Origin of the sequence: Mycolicibacter icosiumassiliensis, from assembly GCF_900078685.2 — a bacterium.
Taxonomy (GTDB): Bacteria; Actinomycetota; Actinomycetes; order Mycobacteriales; family Mycobacteriaceae; genus Mycobacterium; species Mycobacterium icosiumassiliensis.
Genome location: NZ_LT546170.1, coordinates 626,642 through 647,533 on the forward strand (window position 1 = coordinate 626,642; position 20,892 = coordinate 647,533).

Below are 20,892 nucleotides of genomic sequence, written 5' to 3' on the forward strand. Positions count from 1 at the left end.
CGACGAAGCCGTGAGTTTGTGGCCCGGGGGCCCACGGGTAGCAGTTGCTCAGTGGATCCGCTGGAGGCCGGCTAACCGGTCGAAGCCACGGTCGAACGACAGAATCCGGTCGATGCCGTTGGCCTGCATCGTCGCAGCGTGAACGGCACCGCGAGCTCCCGCGCCCTCGCGGACCAATTGGCGCGCCCGGTCGAGCACCGACCGATCGACGGCACACAGCTCATCGGCCAGCTCGTCGAGGAGGGTGAACCCCGCGTCGACCAGATCTGGCCGCGCCAACCGGGTGTAGCGGTGTAGCACCTCCTGGTACACCTCAGTGTTGGTGGCGAAGCGCTCGTCGGCGATGGTCAGCTCGTCGAGGAGCACCCGGACTCGGGACTTGTTGGGGTGCTCGGCACCCAACAGATACATCGGCACATTCGCGTCGATGAAGACGGTCATTCGGGCAGTTCCGTGGGGTAGCGCGGGTCGTTGTCGGCAAGAAGCTCATCGATGTCGCCGGTGGGCCCGTCGAATCGGGCCGCCGCCCGTATCGCCGCGAGCTTGCGGGCGAGCCGGAGATCCGAGCTCTCCTCGGGATCGGCGCGCAGTTTGCGGCGCACCCATGCCGACACCGATTCGCCTCGCCGGGCGGCCTGCGCCACGAGCGCGTCGTATTCGGCGTCGTCGACGATCACCTGGAGGCGCTTACTCATGGGATGAGTATAATTCGACTACTCATAACACGCCACGGGGCTGGGTCCGCCTCGTCGCTAACCTCGATATGTGCCAGAGTCACCGAACCCCCCACCTGTGCGACGGGATCGCCCCAGTTCTGACGTCGCCGACTCGCCAAGCCCAATCGTTCTCGATGTGGAGGGCTCCGGCGTCCAACCGCCGGTTTCCACCCGGGTGCGTCGGATGTTCTGGCTGCTTGAGCGGGTTGCGCCCGCGATCGGGTCGCGGTGGGCGACTGAATTGTGGTGCACCCCACCGGTCATCGAGTCCAGCCTGCGTATGCCGCCCGGCGTGCCGCCTGGCCGGCCGCTGGAAGCGCACTGGAACGGGCATCGGATCGTCGGTGAGGCCTGGGGAGAGGGGCCGCCGGTCTATCTCGTGCACGGCTGGGGTGGGCGCCGCCCGCACCTCGGCATGTTCATCAAACCTCTCGTCGAATCCGGGCATCGGGTGATCGCTTTCGACCTGCCCAGCCATAACGAGTCCGATCCGGGCGCACTGGCACCCGGTCGCACCACCGCCATCGAGTGCGCCGAAGCGGTGGCGGCCATGATCGCGACACATGGCCCTGCCCGCGCGGTCGTCGCCCATTCCCTCGGGGCCAACGCGACCGCGTTCGCGGCCTCGTGGGGCGCGACGGTCGGGCGGTTGGTGTTTCTCGCGCCAATGGGGGAGTTCTCGAGCTACCTGGATCTCTTCGCCGCCCGCCACAACTTCGGCCGGCGGATACGCGCCGGACTGCACCGACGCCTGGAACGCCGCATCGGCATGCCGTTGGAGGACACCAACATGGTCCGAATCGCCGAGCGCACCGACTATCCGCCGCTGCTGCTCATCCACGACCCCGATGACCCGGACACTCCGTATGCGACCAGCGAAAAGGTCGTCGCATCATGGCCAGGCGCCCGCTTGATGACGACGTCGGGACTCGGCCGGCTGGCACACTTCCGAATCTTGAGGCACCGCGCCGCGATTCGCGCGGGCGTCGAATTCATCGGGCCCGCACCGGCCTGAATCAGCCCGAGGCCACCCCGCCCGTGCCCCTATCCCGCAGGGGTCACGTCTGCGCCGGCACCCTTGATCGACGCCTTGGCGCGGTTCTCGGCCCGCACCGACCTGCTGCCCCGCACGTACCCGGTTGCCGAAATCGACGCCGCGAGCAGGGCGTCCTCGCCCTTGACGAACGGGTGGAACCCGACGCCCGCACCGCCGCGGCCCTTGACCGGAATGTCGGCGACTTCGGTCACCTTCCAGCTCTTCTCGGCGATCGACAGGATGGCTTCCCCGTTAGCGCACGTAACCGGAAGCGCGGCGATCACCTCGTCGTCCTCGGCCGCCAGCTTCACCCCGGCCACGCCGTTGCCCGCAGCGCCCTGCGGATTCACCGCAGCGGGGTCGATCCGCAGGATCTTGCCGCGCCGGGTCACCAGCGCCAGGTGGTGTCCCTCGGCCAGCACCCCCGAGCGCAGCAGGCCGGTGATATCCGGTGCCACCGGAATGTCGCGGATCTTGTAGGGCAGCCCACCACCGGTGGTGAACTTGACCCGGCCATCGGTCCACACCGCCCAACCCAGGCCCGAGCTGAGCAGTTCGCCGTGGCTGTCGGAGAACACGCCCCGGTCATCCAGACGCCAGGAGGTGTTGACCTTGCGCTCGCGGGGCCCGTTTTCGTCGGCGCCCGCAGTCACCGGAGTCGCCTCGGCGTCCAGCACGGTACGACGGTCGAACTCGGGGCCCTTGAACAGTTTCGCGGTCTCCGCCAGCTCCTTGTCGATCACCGCCCGTCGCGCATCGGCACTGGACACCAGCTCGGTCAGCTCGGCGAACTCGGCATCCAGCTTCTCCGCCTCCGCCCGCAGTTCGATCACGTCCAGCTTGGTCAACCGGCGAAGCTGAAGTCCCAGGACGTAATTGGCCTGCTCCTCGTCGATCTTGAAGCGCTCCTGCAGACCGCGGCGGGCGTCGTCGACGGTGTCCGAACCTCGGATCACCGCCACCGTGGCGTCGATATCGAGATGGATGGTCATCAGGCCGGCCACCAGATGCCTACGGGCGGTGACCTTTTCCAGTCGGTACTCGCTGCGGTGCAGCACCACCGAATCGCGCAACTGCAGGAAGGCGGAGATCAGTTCGCGAACCGACCACCAGCGCGGCACCCGGTTCTCGTCCAGGGCGACCAGGCTGGCGGCGAAGGTCGATTCCAGCGGGGTCAGGGCCAGCAGTTGGTCGCGGATCTGCTCGGCACTGTGGCCGCGTTTGGCGGTGACGACGATCCGCAGCCCGTTGCGCCGGTCGGTCAGATCCGACATGTCGGCCACCCCGGCCAGCTCACCAGATTCGACCAGCGCCCGGATACGGTCCTGCACAGTCGAACTGGCGACACCGGGCGGCAGTTCGGTGACGACGACGTTCTTCCCGTCGACGGACACGGTACCGCGAACCGTGAACGCGCCCCTACCGGTCGTGATGTACTCGCGTAGCCCGGCCGTGCCGACCACCGTAGACCCGCATCCCCAATCCGGGCCGGGAATGAGTTTCACCAACCGGTCGTCGGTCATGTTCGGCCGGGCCAGCAGTGCCCGGCAGGCGGCCATGATCTCGCGGGGATTGTGCGCGGGCACCTTGGTGGCCCATCCCTCGGCGATGCCGACGGCGCCGTTGCACAGCAGCACCGGCCACTGGGCCGGCAGCATCGTCGGCTCCGTCCATTCGCCGTCGAACGTCGCCACCATCGGCACGGCGTGATCGTCGAGTTCGGCGGTCAGCGCCGCACCCGGGGCGGACAGCCGCATCTCGGTGTAGCGGTCGGCGGCGGGGATGTCGCCCTGGATTCGGGGGAATGCGCCTTGGCCGTCAATGACTTTCACGCGCTGGAACTCCGCGGCCAGCAGCGCCGCGGCCCCGTACATCGACGCGCCGCCGTGCGGGTGCAGGTTCCCGGTGACCGCCGAGCAGACCTTCGAGGACTTCTGGGGTTTGTTGCCGGGCAGCAGCTTCGAGTCGTGCATCTGGTAGAGCAGCCGCCGCTGGCCGGGCTTGAGTCCGTCATACGCCGACGGGATGGCGCGATCGCTGACGCTGTAGAGCGCGAAGGTCAGCTGGAAATGGTTCCAGTAGTCATCGGCGCTCTGGTCGAGGACCAGGTCGGGATTCTGTTCGGGAACGTCCAGGGTGGCGGTCACGTGATTCTCCTAGTCCAGGTCCAGCGCAGCGGTGTCGACACGGGCGGCGACGTCGGCCATCCACGCGCGCCGGCCCTCGGGCGGCCCGCCGAACAAGATGTGGTGCAGGTTGTGCTCGCCGTCATCGAGATGCACGCGAATCACGGTGCGTCGCTGCGGATCCAGTACGGTGTTCCAGAAGTCGTCGGCATCCATTTCGCCCAGGCCCTTGTTGCGCTGCACCTCCACTTTGCGTTTGGAGGAGGCGCGCATCTCGGCCACCGCGGCGTCACGCTCGGACTCGTCCTGACAGTAGATCCGCTGGACGCCGTCCTTGACGACGAACAGCGGCGGCAACGTCACGTACACCATTCCGGCTTCCACGAGCGGACGGTAGAAGTCCAGGAACATCGAAATCAGGCTGGAGTTGATGTTGCCGCCGTCAGGGTCGGCGTCGGAGGCGAACAGGATCCGGTCATAGCGGCACTGCTCGGGGTCGCAGTGATCGCGCACCCCGCAGCCCAGGATGCGTTCGATCGAGTCGAACTCGTCTTTGGCCCGCGCCTTGCTCACGGCGAAGCCGTAGACGTTGGGAGGCTTGCCTTTCAGCGGGAAGGCCGCCTGGAATGTCGCGTCACGCGCCGCCTTGATGGTGCCCAGCGCGGAATCGCCCTCACACAGGAACAATTCGGCGCCCGACCCGCGGCCCGACTCCCGGCTGGGCAGCAACTTGGGCGGCAGGGACAGATTCGTGCCCAGCCCTTTGGCTTTCGATGCCGCACGGGAGCGGGCCTTGGCGCCCTCGGCGCTGCGCCGGGCTCGGGCGGCCTCCAGCGCCAGTTTCGTCCAGAGTGATACCGCGTCATTGTTGGCCGGGTTGGCCGCCCAGATGGTGACGCTGCGGGCCACATCCGGAACCATGGCCAGGTTCAGTGACCGCGACGACACCGCGGTCTTGGCCTGGGAGTCCCACCCCACATCGGGAGCGCGGGTGTCCACCGCCAACGCGGTGACGGCGGCGAAATCCTGTGGCTCCGGGCCTTCTTCACCTTTGGCCAGACCCAGATCGCGGATTCGGGAGGCGCGATCGGCCAGGGCTTCGGAGAATCCCCGGACCGCGGCTGTCAGATGGGATCCACCGCCCGGTGTGCGCACGGTGTTGCAGAAGGCGGCCACGGTGGCCGGCTCGGCCGGGCCGGCGGTCAACGACCAGCGGAATGGGGTCGGGCCGCGGCCGGTGGTGTATTCGCCGCGGCCCTCGACTACGGCGCGCACCTCGGGTGAGGGAGTGCCTGCCGCGGTGCACATCAGGTCCAGCAGGGCATCGGTGCCCCAGGGACCGTCAAACGGCTCAAGTAATGCCGGCGGGACATCGCCGCCGGGCCAGCCGTCGTCGACGACGATCAGGTGCACCCCGGGGGACATCCGCGCTGCGGCGTGGGCCCGCAGCAGCACTTCACCGATATCCACGCCTGCATCGGGCACCACCGAGGAGTCGAACAGGATGCGCACCGTGGTGCCGTGCGCATCGGGTTTACGGTTGCCGGTGCCGCGGAGCTTCTGGGTGTCGGCGCGGGTGAACGGGGCGTCCGGGTCGAAGTCTTTGCCGTCGAACACGCCGGGGTAGCCGCGGCCGAAACTCTGCAGATACGTCTTTCCGGCGCGGCGCACCGTCACGTCGGTCCGTGCGGAGATGAACACCGCTGCGGCGGCGCCGATCCCGTTGAGTCCCGCGCCGGTGCTGGTGGCGTCGGCGTGTGCGGAGAACTTGCCGCCGGCCCGCGCCGTACCCAGTGTCTTGACGATGCCGTTCTTGCCGGTGACCGGGTCGGAGTCGACGGGCAGGCCGCGGCCGTCGTCGGCGACACTGACCGATCCGTCGGCGTGCAGGCTGATGGTGACGGTGGACCCGCCGTGGTCGGGATCGGCCACCTCTTCCACCGCGTTGTCCACCAGCTCACGCAGGGCCGTGTTCAGCACGTCCAGGCCCAGGTTCACCGCGGGCCGCAGCCGGGTGTGCTGAACGTCATCGAGTTCGGTGATGTCTGCGGCGTTGTAGCTCACTGCTGTTCCTTTCCTGCCGCAGGAATGGTAGGCGTCCGATCCGACACTTCGGTGCATCCGGCGCGGCGTTTGTGGCGAGGCTCTCGCCTCAGTTGCCGTACAGGTGCAGTGCCCGGCCGGTCACGGTGGCCAGGTCGCCGCTGAGCCCGGGCGATGCGCGATCGCGCCACCGTCACAGCATCGAAGGTAGCCACTGTCACGACGCCCGTGTGGACCTCCGGTAACCGGTCCAAAAAGACTGATATACCAGAAGTCAATAGATGGGTACCATCTACCGTATGGCCTTGAACATCAAGGACCCCGAGGTAGACCGGCTTGCTGACGAGCTCGCCACGCGCATGGGCCACCACAACAAGACCCAGGCGATTCGCGATGCACTCCGCGCTCAGCTCGCGCTGCTGGAGGCCCGCAGCATCGACCGCGCCAACGAGCTACTCGCGGTGATGCGCACGGAAATCTGGCCGCTGCTGCCCGACCGGGCGCCGATCACCAAAGCAGAGCGCGAGCAGATCCTGGGCTACCACCCCGAAACCGGGGTCTGACCCGTGATCGTCGACACCTCGGCACTCATCGCCCTGATCCAGCAGGAGCCCGAAGCCGAACAGGTCGCCGCCGCCCTCGCCGCCGCCCGCGCCCCCGCCATCGGGGCAGCCACACTCACCGAGACCCTGATCGTCCTCACCGCCCGGCAGGGCACCGTAGCGCGCACGATCTTCGACCGCCTGCGCAGTGAGATCAACCTGGCTGTAACCGATTACACCGCCGACCACGCATACGCTGCCCAACGTGCCTACGTCCGCTTCGGTCGTGGTCGCCACCCCGCCGGCCTCAACTTCGGCGACTGCATGAGCTACGCAGCCGCCCAGCTGGCTCACGAGCCGCTGCTGGCCGTCGGCAACGACTTTCCTCAGACCGACCTCGAGTTCGGCGAGGGCATCATCGGCTATTGGCCCACGCCGATCCCGTGACGGCAAGCTGTCCGATGACGGGCCGATTCACTCAAACCTGACTACACCTTCACCGAGCAAGCCACCCATCACAGATACATCCCGCCGGGCACTTCGGCGAGGTAACGCCGGCTGCTCACCTCGGCCAGCAGCCCCGCCGTGCTGACGGCGCCGTCTGTCGCGGCAAGCACCGCGCGGCGAACAACTTCTCGGATGTCGCTGCCGCTGGTGTTGTGCGGCAGCGCGGCCACCACCGCTGCCATGTCGAGGTCCTCGCCACCGGGGATGTCGACGACCAGCGCCGCAAGGATGCGCAGGGCATCGGCACGCGTCGGATAGCCGACCTCGACGATCGCGTCGAAGCGCCCGGTGCGAATCGCCGCCTTGTCCAGCGTCGCAACATCATTGGTCGACGCCAGAGTCAGAATCCGGGCCTCGGGCGCAATGTCCATGGCCTGCAACAACTCCGAGAGCCCGCCGCCACCGGTCGAACGGTCCCTGCACCACAAGTCGACGTCTTCGAGCACCAGCAGCACGGGGCCACCGAGCCGCTGCGCTTCCTCGACGACGGCGGTCAGCAATGCTGCCCCCGCCCGGGCCTCGACGTAGATCACGGTGAGATCCCCAACGACTTCGCGCGCCACGACCGCGCTCACCGCCGACTTGCCGGTACCGGGCGGACCGCACAGCAGCACCCCGCGCCGCGCACCGAGTCCGTGCGCGTTGAGGACTTCGTGGCGGTCCCGCACCGCGGTCACACCCAGGTCGACCTCCGCCCACACCGGGGCGGGGACGACGACGTTCTCGCGGGTCAGCGTCGCGGGCAGGTCGATCACGTCCAGGCTCAGCCCGTGGATGTAGGTGGCGCGCACCGCACGGCCCCGATACGGGTTGAGTTGTGTTGCGCGCTCGGCAAGCCGGTCCAGCACCGCACGCGCACAGGTCTGGGCCTGCGGTATGACGTAGGCGCTCACCTCCGCCGAATGCACCATGGATTCGCGGGTCTCGATGGAGATCACGCAACCGGTGTCATCGAGCAGCGTGCCGGCCGGGAAATACGCCCGCAGACATAGGGGGTGGCGGTAGCGCCGGCCGCCGATGTCGGTCTGGGTCCACTGGGGCGGTTGGGCGTACTGCCCGGGACCGATCTCGCAGGCCGGGCCGTGTTCGTCGATCCATTCCGCCAGCGCCACGGCGGTGGTCAGCCGCGACACCGGGTCGAGCTGACGTTCCTCGTTGAGCAGGGACGCGCGGTCGGCCACGCCGAGGCAGCGGGCGGTGAACCTGTCGGCGGTCTCTGCCCGGACGCGGTCGGTGACGCCGATCAGCAACTCGCCGAGCGCACGCAACGCCGGACGCACGTCGTGATCGAGGTCATCCAGCCACGCGCCGACGTCGGCGATCGGTCGGCGGTGCGCAACATCGCCGCCGGTCAATTCGGCGGTCAGATCGGTCAGTTCGTCGTCGGTGAGGTTCATCGTTTCGGGCTCGTCCGGCAAAAGGGCAGTTGGACAGGATCTCACCGTTGTGATGGGACGTCAACGGGTTTACGTCCGACGCGGACGACTTGCGTTCGCATTGTCAGACCCCCCTGCGATGCTGGGGTCATGTCCTCGATCGCGACGCCTGTGAGTGCCGAAGCCGGCACCACAAGAGGTCCTGCGCAGCGGTTGGACGTGTTGTTCGCCGAGTTGGCGGAGTTGACGGGCCAGCGCAATGCGATTGATGGCCGCATCGTGGAGATCGTCGCCGAGATCGAGCGCGACGGATTGTGGGGGGCCACCGGGGCGCGGTCGATTCCGGCGTTGGTGGCCTGGAAGACCGGGGTGTCACCGGCCAACGCCGAAACCATCACCGCGGTCGCACGCCGCAGCGAGGAGTTTCCCCGCTGCACCCAAGGGCTGCGGGAGGGCCGCGTCTCCCTGGATCAGGTCGGGGTGATCGCCCAACGCGCCGCCGACGGCTCCGACGAGCACTACGCACAGTTGGTGCAGGTCGCCACCGTCACCCAGCTGCGGACCGCGATCAAACTGGAACCACGCCCGGAGCCCGGCCCGCGGCCCGGGTATCGGCCGTCGATCACCAAAACCAGTGACGCCGAGTTCGACTTCTGGCGTATCACGCTGCCGCACGCCGAATCCGCGGTATTCGAGTCGGCGCTGCAGTCCCATCAGGATGCGTTGATCGCCGACTGGAAACACGACCGCGACACCAGCGATGCTCCCACCGATCAGCATCCTCCGCTGCCGACCCAGCTCGATGCGTTCCTGCGGCTCGTGCAGACCGGCTGGGACGCTGAGGTAGCACGTCGCCCGCACGGGCAGCACACCACCGTGGTGGTCCACCTCGATGTCGACCAGCGCCGCGGTGCCCTGCACCTGGGGCCGGTGTTGTCCGAGGCCGAGCGGCAGTACCTGACCTGTGATGCCACCTGCGAGGTCTGGTTCGAACGCGACGGGCAGGTGATCGGCGCGGGGCGTTCGACCCGCATCATCAACCGGCGGCTGCGCCGCGCCCTGGAGCACCGCGACCATGCCTGTGTGGTGCCCGGCTGCGGCGCTACGCGTGGCCTGCATGCCCACCACATCCGGCACTGGGAACACGGCGGGGCCACCGAGTTGTCCAACCTGGTGCTGGTCTGCCCGTTTCACCACCGCCTGCACCACCGTGGTGGCATCACCATCACCGGCGACGCCACCCACCTCGTCGTCAGCGACCCCTCTGGCCAACCCCTGCAGCCCGGATCGCTGGCCCGCCCACCACAGAAACCCGCACCGACGGTGCGGCCCTGTACAGGACCGACCGGCGAACGCGCCCAATGGTGGTGGTACCAACCGTTCCAACCCCAGGCACCACCAAACACCAACTGACCGGCTGCTCAGCCGAACGACCGCGGCTCCCAGACGGCTCCGCCGTCACGACCCGCCGCTCGTGCCAAGCGGTGATTGCGACCCCTCAGCAGCCGAAGCTGCAACACCGATTCGATCCAGAACGTCCGGCGGGGAGATGACGTCCACGTCGAGTGGAACAGTTTCTTGGTCGCCGCCAACGCATCTGGTGACCGCTCGGCGAGCTGTGCCGCCAGATCCCGCGCGGCGGCAACGGGATCGTCGGCAACCGAGGTCACCAGTCCGTACCCGAGGGCGTCGGTACCCGAGAACACTTCTGCCGTCATCGTCAGGCGTTTGGCCACATCCAGGGGAAGCAGCTCGCGCAACGTGACGGCTCCGGTCATGTCTGGGATCAGGCCCCACTTGGCCTCCATGATCGACAGCTTGCAGTCCGGCGTCGTGATCCGGAAGTCGGCAGCCAACGCCAACTGCAGGCCTCCGCCGTAGCAATGGCCGTGCAGCGCAGCGATCACCGGAACCGGCAGCTCGCGCCAGGCCCAGCAGGCCTGCTGAAACAGGTTGGTCTTCTGCCAGGGCAACTTGCCGAAGTTGCGCACGCCGGCCAGCCCGGACAGCTTCGCTCCGGCGAAGTCCAGCCCGGTGCAGAACGCCCGGCCGTCGCCGCGCAGGATCACCACGCGTATCGAACGGTCACGGGCCAGCTGATCGGGGACTGACGCCAGTGCTTGCAGCATCGGCAGGTCAAGGCTGTTCATCTTGTCGGCTCGGTCCAGCGTCACATAGGCGATGCCGTCGATGACCTCAACACCGATGCGTTCCTGTTCCATCGCAACAGAATAGAACTAACTAACATGCGGCGGACAAGCCTTATCCGGTGTCTCAGAGGCGTGTCACGCAGGCATATGCAATAGCGGATTGCCCGCTGATTTGTCGGCTCCGTCATCGGGCGATGTGGTGAACAAAGGTGAGGATGCGATCGTTCACCTCATCAGCGCGCTCGGCGGCGACGGCGTGCGAAGCGTTCGGCCATAGTTCGACCTCGGCTGACGGCAGGAGTCGATGCGCGCGACTCGCGGCTGCCGCGGCGTCGTGGTAGACACTGCGACCGCCGAGAAGAACCAGTGTCGGGGTACGCACGGAGGCCAGCACCGAATCGTCCGGGTAGTGAGGTGCGGGGCTGGTGCCGAACGCACGAAAGTCATGGGCACCCGCGACGATCAAGTCAACGATCGGATGCATTGGATCGCCGACAGCGGGATTGCCGAACGCCCAGGCCATAGCGCGGCGAGTCAGTATCCGCGGCGCGACAGGAAGCAGCGTCGCCACGGTGAGCTTGAACGTGGGGCGGGGTCGGGCGAGAACATTGGCGGGCTCGATGAGGGTGATTGACGCGAGCCGCTCGGGTGCCTGGACGGCCTGGTTGAAGGTCAGCCAGCCACCGTAGGAGCAGCCAACCAGATGCACACCGCGTAGGTCTCGTGCGGTCAGGACATCGTCGAGCCAGTCGGCGCAGTCCTCGGCTGTGCGCAGCGGGGTGGTCTGCACACTGGCGCCAGGTTGGCCGAGAACGTCGACACAGTACACGGGATGTTGGGTGGCCAGGGCGGCGACGTTGGGCGCCCACATTGCCGAAGTCGCCCAAAACGCAGGCAGCAGGACGATCGGGGACCCGCGGCCGGGCCCGTGGCGATACACCCTGGTCACACCGAATCGCGTTGCTATGTCGCAGGTTTCGACAGGCTCGGGGCTCGCGAACATCGCAGTCCCATACACGCCGAGGTAGCGCTCCTTGGCTTGCTCGTTGGGGAATGCCGCGACCCTTGCAGGTGGGTCCACGACATCAAGCTAAGCATGGCGCCGAGAATGCGAAGAAGTCCGCGCTGAGGTGATCGAGGAGATGACATGAACTTGAAACAAGACCCAGGACAGGACGTGAGACGAACTGCATCGCCGCATTTCAGCGTGGCGCGACATGACGCGGAGAGGGGGTTACTGGCGCGATCCACAGTGTCACGCCGGTGAATCCGGTGTGACCGAAGCTGCCGACGAGAAAGATCATGCCGCGCGGGCTGGCCAGGGCCGTATCGATATCCCAGCCGAGCTGTTGATGACTGGGCTGCAGCCGCAGACATCGGCCCGCTTGCTGCACAACGAATCGCGCGGCGAACAACGCCACGAATGCCAGTGTGGCGACGTCGAACGCGTGCAGCGTCACGGTGTCGGCGCGCCATGACCGATCGGGTCCGGTGTTACGCAGCAGGTTCCATATCACTCCGACCAAGGGGCGCCGCACCAAGAGGGATACGGAGAACACGGCCGCCATCGCCAGACTGAGCCAGATTCCCGGCATGATGGACAGGTGGCGTGGAGTACTCGGGAGATCGCTGAACTGGCCGGCACCAGTCTGCGAGCCGTCCGCCATTACCACCAGGTCGGTCTGCTCCCGGAGCCCGAACGCCGGTCAAATGGGTACAAGCGGTACGGCGTGGCGCACCTGGTCCGGTTGGTCCGCATCAAGCGGCTCGTCGACTTGGGGTTCTCGCTCCCGCAGATCGCGGCGATGGGTGACACCGACGAGCATCCCGAACAGGCGTTGCGGGAACTCCACGCCGAGATGGCGGCGACCATCGATAGGTTGCAACGGGCCCGTGAGGAGCTCGGCGAGCTGCTGGAGAACTCGGCGCCCACGGATCTACCGCTCGAGTTCGCGCCCGGGGGCGCCGTTGCCAAGATGACCGACGCGGATCGCAAACTGGTGGTGGTCCTGAGCCGGGTGCTGGGCCCGCGCGGCCGACAGGTCTATGCCGACCTGATCAGGGACACTCGCGAAGATCCGGCCGCATCGGAGCTGGACACGCTGGCCGCCGACGCCGATGAGGTGACCCGCCAGGACCTGGCCGAGCGGCTGGCGCCCTACATCTGGTCGGTCCGGCAGGCCCATCCCGGGCTCACCGAGGCCCGCGCCGACGCGCCGCGCGGTGCGAATTACGCAGAGAAGGCGATCGATGACGCGATGGCTGAGCTGTACAACCCGGCGCGGGCCGGTCAGATCGTGCGGCGGCTAGCCATCTAGGTTCGGCAGCGGCAGCGGGGCGAGCCGGTAGCTCGGCGGCTCGGTGCCATGCAGGTGCCGGACGAAGTAATCCCAGGTGCGGCGCAGGAAGTAGTGCTGTCGGCCGAGCAGTGCGTGTTCGGCGCCGGGGATCATGATCAGGTCGAAGTCTTTGTCCGCCTTGATGAGAGCGTCGGCCAGCCGCATCGTCATATAAGGGTGAGCGTTGTCGTCGAGCTCGCCGTGGATGAGCAGCAGCTTGCCCTTCAGGTTCGCAGCTAGGGTGGTGTTCGAGATCGCCCGCTTACCTTCGGCACTCACATCGCCGTGGTAGTGCTCGGCCCACATGGCCAGGTTGACGGCGTTGTCGTGGTTGCCGGATGTCGCGACGGCCACGTGATAGGACTCCGGGTACATCAGCACCGCGCGGGCCGCGGCGAACCCGCCCGCCGATTGCCCGGTGATGCCGACCCGGCCGGTGTCCAGCCACGGGTACCGGTGACCGAGTTCGTGGATCGCGGCGATGTGGTCGTCCAGTGCTCCGGCGCTGCCGAGGTCGCCGTAAGAGTGATCCTGAAAGGCTTTGCTGCGCCCGGCCGTGCCCCGCCCGTCGATGGCGATGGCCGCGAACCCGAGTGCTGCCAAGGCCTCGGGCTCACCGCGGTGCGGCGGGTCGAACGACGGTCCGGCGCGGTGGATCTGGGGCCCTGGATAGATGTGTTCGACGATTGGGTAGCGCTGCTGGGGGTCGAAGCCGTGGGGGCGCCACAGCAGACCGTAGATCGGGGTCTTGCCGTCCGCGCCAGTGACGCGGAACCGTTCCGGCGGCTGCCACCCGAGGGCATCCAGTGCGGCGGTGCCCGGGGATTCCAGTTCGACAAGTTCGTTTCCGTCACCGTCGAGGACGACTGAATGCGGCGGAAGGCTCGGAGACGATGCCCGATCGACGAGGTAGCCGCCTTCAGGTGGGCTCACTGCGTCGTGGTCCAGATCATCGTCGGTAAGCAGGGTAAACCCGGTACCGTCCAGATCGATCCGGCAGATCTGCCGGATATACGGATCGTGCTCGACCAGACCGGAGGCGACGAACCACAGTTGCCTGCGAACTTCGTCGACCCACAGCAACGTGCGAACCAGCCACTGCCCCTGCGTGATCCGGGTGACCTCCAGGCCGTCGGCCGAATAGAGATACAGATGGCCCCAACCGTCGCGTTGGGACCACCACACGATCTCGCCGGACTTCAGCACCCGCACCAGATGCGGCTCACCCAGCTGTGGTGCCGGGTCGACGCGGGTTTCGCCGGTCTCGCTGATCAGGGTACTGACCTCTCCGGTGGCGGGGTCGAGACGGCGCAGTTCCAAGGTCCGGGCGTCGCGCGACTGGTGCAGGAAGTGCACCGTGTTCTCGTTTGTCCACCACGCGTATACCAGGGCAGTGTTGTGCATGATCGGCGTGGGCTCGGTCTGCTGACGGATAACCTTTCGTTCGGCCACGTCCAGCACGTTCCACGTCATGGTCGCCACCGCGTCCTCGCCGGGCATGGTGTATCGGGTGCGGTGTTCGACGGGCCGGCCGCCATCGGCCGGGGCAGACTCGACGAGTACGAGCTCCGGAAGATCCCGTTGGTCGATGCGCTGCACCAGGATTCGGGTCGAATCGGGTGACCAGTGCAGGATCGTCAACGGCGGCAGCCCGACTGCCCGCATCAGCGCGCGGCCCGCGGTGGTATCGGGCAGGCCGCCGTAGTCGAACAGCGGTTGGGCGTCCTCAATGAGCGCGAATTCCTGTTCGCCGGGTCGCCGGACCCAGATGTTGCCGTCGCGTCGGAAGGCCACCCAGGATTCGTCGGGTGACGGTTCTTCGCCGGGTGCATATAGAGCTGCGGCGCCGATGCTCAGGCCCGCGTCGTCGGACCACTCCCAGCGCTCGCCGAACGCGGTGAAGCGCACCGTCGCGTCATCGCGGATGTCGACGGCAGTGATCGGCAGGTCGGCCGCCTCTGCGGCGTGGCCGGACGCGGCCGACAGTGCCGATGCCAGCTGGGCATGGTCGAAGGCGTCCCGCCGGCTCTTCTCCGCGGGGTTCACCATGAGGTAACGGGTGCCGATCCGGTACCAGAACCGGGTGCCGTCGGCGAGCCACTGCGGCTGTAGTGAGCTGCCGGGCACCCGGCGCGCACGGTAAGGAGCGAGCATCTGTTCGGCGCGGGCGTAGTCGGAATTCGTCAGCGTCGTGGGTTCATGCGTCACGGTATCCATGTCACACCCGGACGTAGCGGCATGGTCAAGTCCCGGTTTGACCGTGCCGCATCGCATGGTTTTCCCTGGGGCCATGCCTGTACGCGCCCTCGTCTATCTGGGCTCGCACGTCCTGAGCTTCCTCGGGAACGGGATCCTCGCCGTGGCATTGCCGTTGATCGTCCTACAGACCACGAACAGCCCGCTGAGCATGGGCCCGGTGTCGACGGCAACCGCAGTGCCTGCGCTGCTCGTCGGCCTGTGCGCCGGCGTCGTCATCGATCGGGTCAACCGGCGCACCTGCTCGATCCTGTCCGACCTGATCTCCGCGGTCGCAGTGGCGGCGATCCCGGTGGTCGACCCCCTTTCAGGTTGTGTCGCGTTGCGGCCGGACCTACGCGAACCCCGCTGCTGCTGAGTCGCGTAGATTCGTTGAGAACCAAGCCGAGCACCGAACGCAGCATTCAACGAAAGCCATCATGCCCGAAGACCAAAGCGCAGACGTTCCACCGAATCACCTCTCCGTCGATCCGCGTAGCGCCTTCTATGACGAAGAGGTGCTCCGCCGTGACGTGGGTATTCGTTTCAATGGCGTGGAGAAGACCAATATTCACGAATACAACGTGGCCGAGGGGTGGGTCCGTGTCGAAGTCCCCACCGCGAAGGATCGCCGCGGAAATCCTATGATCGTCAAGCTCAGCGGCACGGTTGAGCCTTATTTCCGCCCAACAAAATAGCGGACTTCCCTGGATTCCTGGCGCGGCTGCCCACCGGCTCCGGCGATCAGCCGGTGGCCCGAGCGCAACCCGCACAAGGGCGCCGGGCGCGCGATAGCGGCGGCCGCGTGGTTGAGTAACTACTCAACATGGGGCTGTAACGCCAGGCGGGAAGTTCGTTTTCCTAAGTGTCGGTGCGCCCTTGTCGATGCGTCAACGGGCTGGGGGTCGCGACCACGATGACCACGCTTCTTTTGGCGTTGGCCGGCCTGGCGGTCCTCGACTCGCTCAACGTCCTCAGCATCGGGATCGTCTCAGCGATCATCTACGGCAGTCGGCTCAATCGTCAGTCACCGCTACCAGGTGGCACCAGTTACCTCGCCGGTGTCTTCATGGCCACCACCCTCTTCGGCCTCTGCGCTGTGGTCGGTCTGCGCCTCCTCGGCGATCTGACCAACTTTAATCTCACACCGACAGCGCGCTATTGGGGTGAATTCGTCCTAGGGGCCGCGCTGATCGTGCTGGCCTTCGTGCCGCTGACTAGCCGCGTTGCTGCGCCCAGCTGGATCAGGGCCGCGATGCGCCAGCGGCCCTGGCTGCTCGGATTCGTTGGTGCCGCAGTCGGTCTCGGGCAGGCGTCTACCTCGGTCCCCTACTTGACGGGCCTGGCCATGATCGCCGCAGCGCAACCTCGGCCAACAACCTGGCCGATCATGGTGATCGCTTACTGGGTCCTTGCGCTGCTACCGTGCATGCTTGTTCTCGGCTTGTCGGCCAGCCGAAGCAAGCGCGCTGACCGCGCTCAGCGTCGGCTGGTACGGGCCGTAACCCAATACGGACCCGTTGGCGTGCGCATCCTGTTTCTCATCGCCGGTGGGGCATTGTTCCTAGACGCCGTGGTGCATCACGGTCGCTGGTGGTAGTTGAGCGATATCGCCCCAGCCGGCCGTGGCCACCATCGCTACCTTCGGCCGGCTGTTCCACGAACTCGATGCAAACGCAGCTACCCGGCTCCATGTAGCCGTGCCCCTGGGGCAGCGTGACGGGCTGACCTTGCGACGCCGCAAGATTCGATGAAAAACTCAAATACTCCCACGTTGGGCAACCCAAGGATGTTGGAGGGGAAGAACTTCAGCGACGGTATCAAAGGGCAAGACGGTCGGCCATGCGCGCCGCCGCGCTGGTGTCGATGAGACAGTGGGCGATCAGCGCACACGTCGTCTCGCGGGTCTCGACTGCTCACATCCTGCAGTCCGCCGCCGCGTAACCACGCTACTTGGCGTGCAAGAGCCGAACGCGCAGCGGCTTGCTGCATTGCGAGGCGAACAGTGTCGGTCACGCCGGACGTACGGAGTTCTAGTTGCGCGGCGGCCAAGAGGTCGTCGTCCAAGTCGATCAAGCGTTTCGTCACCGCGAACCTCCGTATATGCGGTATCCCGGTGGAGCATAGATCGCGGCTCATCGACCGGGCGCTGGTCCGGACCGGTCGATGAACGCGTGGATGAGTGCGAAGAACTGGTCTTCGAGTTCGTGCTCGACGAAGTGACCGCAATCGGGTATCACCAACTCCGCGTTGGGAATACCGGTCGCGAGTTCCTGGGAGAGCGCCGGCGGAGTGCAGAAGTCCTGTGCACCGCAGATCACCAGCGTCGGCGCCGCGATGTTCCCGAGCCGGGACAACGTGTCATGGGCCGCGATCATGTCGATGCGCTGTAACGCGATGTCGGTGTCGCGCGCCTGCATCGGCTGAGCGGCCGCCCGCGTGATCCACGCCGACACCTTCTCCGGGTGGTCGCGGGCGAACGCTGGGGAGAACAGGAACAACGAATAGGCCGAGAGCAGTGCTTCTCGGTCCCACTCGGCGGCCATCTTGCGCCGCGCGGCAAACTCGCGCCGCAGGTAGGCGTCGAAGCGGGCGAAAGAGGCCACGAGTGTCAGCGTGGCGACCGTGTGGGCGTGGTTGAGCGCCATGTATTGGGCGATCGCGCCGCCGGTGGAGGCTCCGACGAGGTGTGTCGGGCCCACGCCGAGATGCTCGACGAGGCCGGCCAGGTCCGCTGCCAATTGCTCGGTCGAGTGGCCCACCTCGGTTCGGCTGGTTTGTCCGGTCCCGCGCTGGTCGGCGACGATGACGTGATACCGGGCGGCGAATCGGCTTATCTGGTGGCTCCAGCTGCTGGCGACGCCGGCCAGGCCGGAGAGCAGCAGTACGGGCTGATCGTGCGGATCTCCATACGTCTCGTAGTGCAGCGAAATGCCCTGTATCTCAACGGTAGCCATCACAGCACCGCCTCGGCGAGACGGTCGACCTGGTCGATGTCGGCGACGCACGGGTGGAACACGAGTCCGTCGAAGCCCAGGTCGCGGTAGGCCCGCACGGTCTGCGCGGCATCGTGGGGCGTGGTCAGCATGTCGGCGACGTTGAGGGCGGCGTAGTCGGGGGTGAAGCCGTAGTAGCGCTGCAGGTGGGCGCGGCCGGCGGCGACGGTGTGGGCGTCGCCGAGAGCGAAGTTGACGCTGGCCTGCAGCCACGGTTTTCCGGCGCGGCCCTCCGCCACCCATGCCGCGCGCATCCGGTCGGCGAGCACGGACTGGTTGGCGTAGTCACGCAACGCTCCGGCGCTCCAGCCGTCACCGACCGTCGCGGCCCGGCGGATCGTCGCGTCCGCTCGTCCGCCGAACAGCAGCGGAACCCGCACCGGCGCAGGGCTGAGCGCCTTGTCGCCGGTGACGATCTTGCCGGCACACGTGTCGCGCAGCAGGGCCACGTTCTCATCGAGGATGCGCCCGCGCCGCCGGTAGTCCACACCGACAGCGGTGTAGTCGTCGGGTCGGCTCCCGATGCCCAGGCCAAGGGTGAGCCGGCCGCCGGATGCGTCGGCGAGGGTCGCGACCTGCTTGGCCAGTGGCGCCGCGGGATACAGCGGGGCCAGCAGCACGTTGGTCAGCAAGCCGATCCGGGTGGTGGCGCCTGCGGCTACCGATAGCGCGACGATGCTGTCGAGGCTCTCGTAGACCAGCCGGTCGATCACTGCCAGGTCGGCGAAGCCGCGCTGCTCGGCTCGGCGGGCCCACTCGGCGGTCAACGGGCCAGGCGTGTGCGCAATGTGGCTGGGTAGTCCGATGCCGATGTGCATGATGATGTCTCCTAGGGGTTCACTAAATCGAAGACGGCCTCGTAGTGGCCATCGCGGGCGGCATATCGCACCCGCTTGGCGGCCTCGACCACGATCTCGGCGGCGTCGGGATCGTTGCGCAGCAGCGACATGGTCTCGGCCACAAAGTAATCCAGCGGCATGGTGTCGGGGCCGGGGTCTTGGCCGGTGAGCATGTCGGTCTCGACCCGAGGCGGGATGATCTCGATCACCTGAACCCGGGTGCCGCGCAATTTGTGGCGCAGCGACTGGGTGTAGGCGTGCAGGGCCGCCTTGGTCGCCGAGTAGGACGGTGCACTCGTTTTGGGCACGAACGCCAAGGCGGAGGTCACGTTGACGATCGCGGCCCGCGGTTGCCCGAGCAGGGTGGGAAGTAGTGCCGCGGTGAGTCGCATCGGCCCCAGCAGGTTGACCGTCACCGTCGCCTCGGCGATCTCAGCCAGGGCGGTAGCACCGGTCCGCAGGTCCTCGGTGTGCATGACGCCCGCATTGTTGACCAAGACGTTCAGGCCGGGGGTGCTGCTGATCAGTTCCGCGGCCAACCGGGTGATGCTGTCCGGCTCGGCCAGATCCAGCTGGCGGTATTCGATGCCCGGGTTGGCGTCGGCGACGGCCTGCAGTGCGCCGCGGCGGCGCCCGGCGATCACTACCCGGTTGCCCGCGCGGTGCAGGGCTTCGGCCAGGCCGCGGCCGATTCCGCTGCCGCCGCCGGTGACCAGAATGGTGTTGCCGGTCAGGTCCATGGGTTTCAGGCTCGCAGGGCCCACGCTGAGATAGCGACTGGTCCGGCCAATATGACAAGAAATCCCCATTCGGTCGCGCGATATCGCATACTTTTCCTCATGGTTGACCAGCTGGACGCGCAGATTCTGCATGCCCTGCAGTTGGCGCCCCGGGTGTCGTTTCGGCGCATCGCCACTGTCGTCGGGGCCACGGAGCAAACGGTGGCCCGGCGCTACCACCGGCTGCGCCGTGACGGCGTCGTGCGCGTGGTCGGCCTGGAGAACCGGTGGGCGCAGGACGATGCGAGCTGGGTGTGCCGGATACGCGCCGCACCCGAGCGCATACCGCAACTGGCCGACGCCCTGGTGCGCCGACCGGACGTCTCCCATACCAACGTGCTGGCGGGTTGGACTGATCTGGTCTGCGTCATCCGCGCACCGCTGGGCGATACCCGTGAGGATCTCCTACTGCAGCTGCTGCCGCGAACAACCTCGGTCACCGACATCACCATCGATCTGTTGCTGCATTCCTTCGGCCGCCCCGCAAGCGCGCCGTGGACCGGATACGGCCACCGGCTCTCCGACCAGCAGGCTGACCAGATCCTGGCAGAGCGGGCTGTCTCGGCGGACGGCGCCCAACGATCCCGGCCCACCGCCGAGGACCGCCCCATCCTCGATGCGCTCGCCGAGGACGGTCGAGCGCCGCACTCGAAGCTCGCGGCGCGTACCGGTTGGTCGGTGGCGCGAGTGGGACGGCGGATCGCGGCACTGGAGGCAAGCGGAGCGCTGCTGTACGACGTCGACGTGTTGCCCGAGCAGCTCGGCTACCAGCTCAGCGCCATGCTATGGCTGACGTTGGCGCCCAAAGACTTACACCGGGTCGGCGAGCGTATCGCGGCGCACAGCCAGGTAGCGTTCACCGGGGCGATCAGTGGATCCAAAAACCTGTCGGCGATTGTCATCTGCCGAAACGCCGACGATCTGTACCGGTACCTCAGCGAGGAACTCGGGCAGATCGAGGGGATTCTCAACTACGAGGTGAGCATCCGCACTCAGCGCCTCAAGCAACACGGATCGCTGGTGATCCACGGCAGGCTGATCAATCCTCGCCCGAGCCGTAGTACGCGCTGAACCACGGATCCGGCTCAACAACGATCTACGGCCGTTGGGACGAGTTCACGCCGTGGGCCGCGGCGGCCACGTTGCCGGCCGGAACGGCCTACGCTGACGCCGATCTCGGTCCTGCGGTCCCCGAACCCGCCCGACGA

Annotated in this window: 21 protein-coding genes; 9 read left to right on the forward strand and 12 right to left on the reverse strand. The window is 67.0% G+C overall.

Going from position 1 to position 20,892, the window contains the following annotated elements; genetic code table 11:
- Positions 1-48: 48 nt before the first annotated feature.
- On the reverse strand, positions 49-441 hold the full coding sequence (locus BN4346_RS45640) for a type II toxin-antitoxin system VapC family toxin (protein WP_067976872.1): 393 nt from the start codon (positions 439-441) through the stop codon (positions 49-51).
- Positions 438-695: a hypothetical protein gene (locus BN4346_RS45645; protein ID WP_067976873.1), complete on the reverse strand. Its 258-nt coding sequence runs from the start codon at positions 693-695 to the stop codon at positions 438-440. Before BN4346_RS45645 ends, BN4346_RS45640 begins: the two co-directional genes overlap by 4 nt.
- A gap of 97 nt (positions 696-792) precedes the next feature.
- Between BN4346_RS45645 and BN4346_RS45650 the strand changes: the two genes are divergently transcribed.
- Positions 793-1,731, forward strand: a complete 939-nt coding sequence (locus BN4346_RS45650) for an alpha/beta fold hydrolase (RefSeq protein WP_067976874.1) — start codon at positions 793-795, stop codon at positions 1,729-1,731.
- 29 nt (positions 1,732-1,760) lie between these two features.
- Here BN4346_RS45650 and BN4346_RS45655 read toward each other — a convergent pair whose 3' ends face one another.
- Together BN4346_RS45655 and BN4346_RS45660 are read right to left on the reverse strand one after the other, a co-directional pair.
- The gene (locus BN4346_RS45655; RefSeq protein ID WP_067976875.1) at positions 1,761-3,899 is read right to left on the reverse strand and encodes a DNA gyrase subunit A; all 2,139 of its coding nucleotides are present in this window, start codon (positions 3,897-3,899) and stop codon (positions 1,761-1,763) included.
- A gap of 9 nt (positions 3,900-3,908) precedes the next feature.
- Positions 3,909-5,942 (reverse strand): toprim domain-containing protein, encoded by a 2,034-nt coding sequence (locus tag BN4346_RS45660; protein ID WP_067976876.1) that lies wholly within the window; start codon positions 5,940-5,942, stop codon positions 3,909-3,911.
- Positions 5,943-6,220: 278 nt separating this feature from the next.
- Here BN4346_RS45660 and BN4346_RS45665 point away from each other — a divergent pair, with 278 nt between their 5' ends.
- Both BN4346_RS45665 and BN4346_RS45670 read left to right on the forward strand, forming a co-directional pair.
- On the forward strand, positions 6,221-6,484 hold the full coding sequence (locus tag BN4346_RS45665) for a type II toxin-antitoxin system VapB family antitoxin (protein ID WP_067976975.1): 264 nt from the start codon (positions 6,221-6,223) through the stop codon (positions 6,482-6,484).
- Between the two features lie 3 nt (positions 6,485-6,487).
- Positions 6,488-6,910: a type II toxin-antitoxin system VapC family toxin gene (locus BN4346_RS45670; protein WP_067976877.1), complete on the forward strand. Its 423-nt coding sequence runs from the start codon at positions 6,488-6,490 to the stop codon at positions 6,908-6,910.
- 68 nt (positions 6,911-6,978) lie between these two features.
- Here BN4346_RS45670 and BN4346_RS45675 read toward each other — a convergent pair whose 3' ends face one another.
- Positions 6,979-8,367 carry an ATP-binding protein gene (locus BN4346_RS45675; RefSeq protein ID WP_067976878.1) on the reverse strand — a complete coding sequence of 463 codons (1,389 nt, stop codon included), beginning with the start codon at positions 8,365-8,367 and terminating at the stop codon, positions 6,979-6,981.
- A gap of 129 nt (positions 8,368-8,496) precedes the next feature.
- Here BN4346_RS45675 and BN4346_RS45680 point away from each other — a divergent pair, with 129 nt between their 5' ends.
- Positions 8,497-9,759 (forward strand): HNH endonuclease signature motif containing protein, encoded by a 1,263-nt coding sequence (locus tag BN4346_RS45680; protein WP_067976879.1) that lies wholly within the window; start codon positions 8,497-8,499, stop codon positions 9,757-9,759.
- Positions 9,760-9,767: 8 nt separating this feature from the next.
- On the opposite strand, the gene BN4346_RS45685 is transcribed toward BN4346_RS45680, so the two are convergent.
- The 3 genes from BN4346_RS45685 to BN4346_RS48560 all read right to left on the reverse strand — a co-directional run bounded on the left by BN4346_RS45685 (position 9,768) and on the right by BN4346_RS48560 (position 12,091).
- Complete coding sequence (locus tag BN4346_RS45685; RefSeq protein WP_067976880.1) at positions 9,768-10,568, reverse strand: crotonase/enoyl-CoA hydratase family protein; 801 nt, start codon at positions 10,566-10,568, stop codon at positions 9,768-9,770.
- Positions 10,569-10,680: 112 nt separating this feature from the next.
- On the reverse strand, positions 10,681-11,577 hold the full coding sequence (locus tag BN4346_RS45690; RefSeq protein ID WP_154677680.1) for an alpha/beta fold hydrolase: 897 nt from the start codon (positions 11,575-11,577) through the stop codon (positions 10,681-10,683).
- Positions 11,578-11,698: 121 nt separating this feature from the next.
- Positions 11,699-12,091 carry a DUF3159 domain-containing protein gene (locus BN4346_RS48560; RefSeq protein WP_067976882.1) on the reverse strand — a complete coding sequence of 131 codons (393 nt, stop codon included), beginning with the start codon at positions 12,089-12,091 and terminating at the stop codon, positions 11,699-11,701.
- Positions 12,092-12,100: 9 nt separating this feature from the next.
- Between BN4346_RS48560 and BN4346_RS45700 the strand changes: the two genes are divergently transcribed.
- Complete coding sequence (locus BN4346_RS45700) at positions 12,101-12,814, forward strand: helix-turn-helix domain-containing protein (RefSeq protein WP_067976883.1); 714 nt, start codon at positions 12,101-12,103, stop codon at positions 12,812-12,814.
- Here BN4346_RS45700 and BN4346_RS45705 read toward each other — a convergent pair.
- Positions 12,803-15,052, reverse strand: a complete 2,250-nt coding sequence (locus tag BN4346_RS45705; protein ID WP_067976884.1) for a S9 family peptidase — start codon at positions 15,050-15,052, stop codon at positions 12,803-12,805. The two genes, BN4346_RS45700 and BN4346_RS45705, sit on opposite strands and share 12 nt — an antisense overlap.
- Before the next feature lie 73 nt (positions 15,053-15,125).
- On the opposite strand from BN4346_RS45705, the gene BN4346_RS45710 reads away from it, so the two are divergent.
- The 3 genes from BN4346_RS45710 (at position 15,126) to BN4346_RS45720 (ending at position 16,670) form a co-directional block, all read left to right on the forward strand.
- Positions 15,126-15,449, forward strand: a complete 324-nt coding sequence (locus tag BN4346_RS45710) for an MFS transporter (protein ID WP_067976885.1) — start codon at positions 15,126-15,128, stop codon at positions 15,447-15,449.
- Between the two features lie 61 nt (positions 15,450-15,510).
- Entirely contained in the window at positions 15,511-15,768 is a 258-nt protein-coding gene (locus BN4346_RS45715; RefSeq protein WP_078058869.1) for a DUF3297 family protein, read from the forward strand.
- 218 nt (positions 15,769-15,986) lie between these two features.
- Complete coding sequence (locus tag BN4346_RS45720) at positions 15,987-16,670, forward strand: GAP family protein (RefSeq protein ID WP_067976886.1); 684 nt, start codon at positions 15,987-15,989, stop codon at positions 16,668-16,670.
- A 535-nt stretch (positions 16,671-17,205) separates the two neighbouring features.
- Here the strand turns inward: BN4346_RS45720 and BN4346_RS45730 are convergent.
- Genes BN4346_RS45730 through BN4346_RS45740 form a run of 3 tightly spaced genes read right to left on the reverse strand, consistent with a single transcriptional unit; the run spans position 17,206 to position 19,645 of the window.
- Positions 17,206-18,027, reverse strand: a complete 822-nt coding sequence (locus BN4346_RS45730; protein WP_067976887.1) for an alpha/beta fold hydrolase — start codon at positions 18,025-18,027, stop codon at positions 17,206-17,208.
- Positions 18,027-18,884 (reverse strand): LLM class flavin-dependent oxidoreductase, encoded by an 858-nt coding sequence (locus BN4346_RS45735; RefSeq protein WP_067976888.1) that lies wholly within the window; start codon positions 18,882-18,884, stop codon positions 18,027-18,029. Before BN4346_RS45735 ends, BN4346_RS45730 begins: the two co-directional genes overlap by 1 nt.
- A gap of 11 nt (positions 18,885-18,895) precedes the next feature.
- Positions 18,896-19,645 (reverse strand): SDR family oxidoreductase, encoded by a 750-nt coding sequence (locus BN4346_RS45740; RefSeq protein WP_067976889.1) that lies wholly within the window; start codon positions 19,643-19,645, stop codon positions 18,896-18,898.
- Positions 19,646-19,744: 99 nt separating this feature from the next.
- On the opposite strand from BN4346_RS45740, the gene BN4346_RS45745 reads away from it, so the two are divergent.
- The gene (locus BN4346_RS45745; protein ID WP_067976890.1) at positions 19,745-20,755 is read left to right on the forward strand and encodes an Lrp/AsnC family transcriptional regulator; all 1,011 of its coding nucleotides are present in this window, start codon (positions 19,745-19,747) and stop codon (positions 20,753-20,755) included.
- The last annotated feature ends 137 nt before the right edge of the window (positions 20,756-20,892 follow it).

What these genes read in the sequence shown, in the direction of transcription:
- BN4346_RS45640 (WP_067976872.1), bottom strand. Translation starts at nt 441, where the DNA reads ATGACCGTCTTCATCGACGCGAATGTGCCGATGTATCTGTTGGGTGCC.
- BN4346_RS45645 (WP_067976873.1), bottom strand. Translation starts at nt 695, where the DNA reads ATGAGTAAGCGCCTCCAGGTGATCGTCGACGACGCCGAATACGACGCG.
- BN4346_RS45665 (WP_067976975.1), top strand. Translation starts at nt 6,221, where the DNA reads ATGGCCTTGAACATCAAGGACCCCGAGGTAGACCGGCTTGCTGACGAG.
- BN4346_RS45675 (WP_067976878.1), bottom strand. Translation starts at nt 8,367, where the DNA reads ATGAACCTCACCGACGACGAACTGACCGATCTGACCGCCGAATTGACC.
- BN4346_RS45680 (WP_067976879.1), top strand. Translation starts at nt 8,497, where the DNA reads ATGTCCTCGATCGCGACGCCTGTGAGTGCCGAAGCCGGCACCACAAGA.
- BN4346_RS45685 (WP_067976880.1), bottom strand. Translation starts at nt 10,568, where the DNA reads ATGGAACAGGAACGCATCGGTGTTGAGGTCATCGACGGCATCGCCTAT.
- BN4346_RS48560 (WP_067976882.1), bottom strand. Translation starts at nt 12,091, where the DNA reads ATGCCGGGAATCTGGCTCAGTCTGGCGATGGCGGCCGTGTTCTCCGTA.
- BN4346_RS45705 (WP_067976884.1), bottom strand. Translation starts at nt 15,052, where the DNA reads ATGGATACCGTGACGCATGAACCCACGACGCTGACGAATTCCGACTAC.
- BN4346_RS45710 (WP_067976885.1), top strand. Translation starts at nt 15,126, where the DNA reads ATGCCTGTACGCGCCCTCGTCTATCTGGGCTCGCACGTCCTGAGCTTC.
- BN4346_RS45715 (WP_078058869.1), top strand. Translation starts at nt 15,511, where the DNA reads ATGCCCGAAGACCAAAGCGCAGACGTTCCACCGAATCACCTCTCCGTC.
- BN4346_RS45720 (WP_067976886.1), top strand. Translation starts at nt 15,987, where the DNA reads ATGACCACGCTTCTTTTGGCGTTGGCCGGCCTGGCGGTCCTCGACTCG.
- BN4346_RS45730 (WP_067976887.1), bottom strand. Translation starts at nt 18,027, where the DNA reads ATGGCTACCGTTGAGATACAGGGCATTTCGCTGCACTACGAGACGTAT.
- BN4346_RS45735 (WP_067976888.1), bottom strand. Translation starts at nt 18,884, where the DNA reads ATGCACATCGGCATCGGACTACCCAGCCACATTGCGCACACGCCTGGC.
- BN4346_RS45740 (WP_067976889.1), bottom strand. Translation starts at nt 19,645, where the DNA reads ATGGACCTGACCGGCAACACCATTCTGGTCACCGGCGGCGGCAGCGGA.
- BN4346_RS45745 (WP_067976890.1), top strand. Translation starts at nt 19,745, where the DNA reads ATGGTTGACCAGCTGGACGCGCAGATTCTGCATGCCCTGCAGTTGGCG.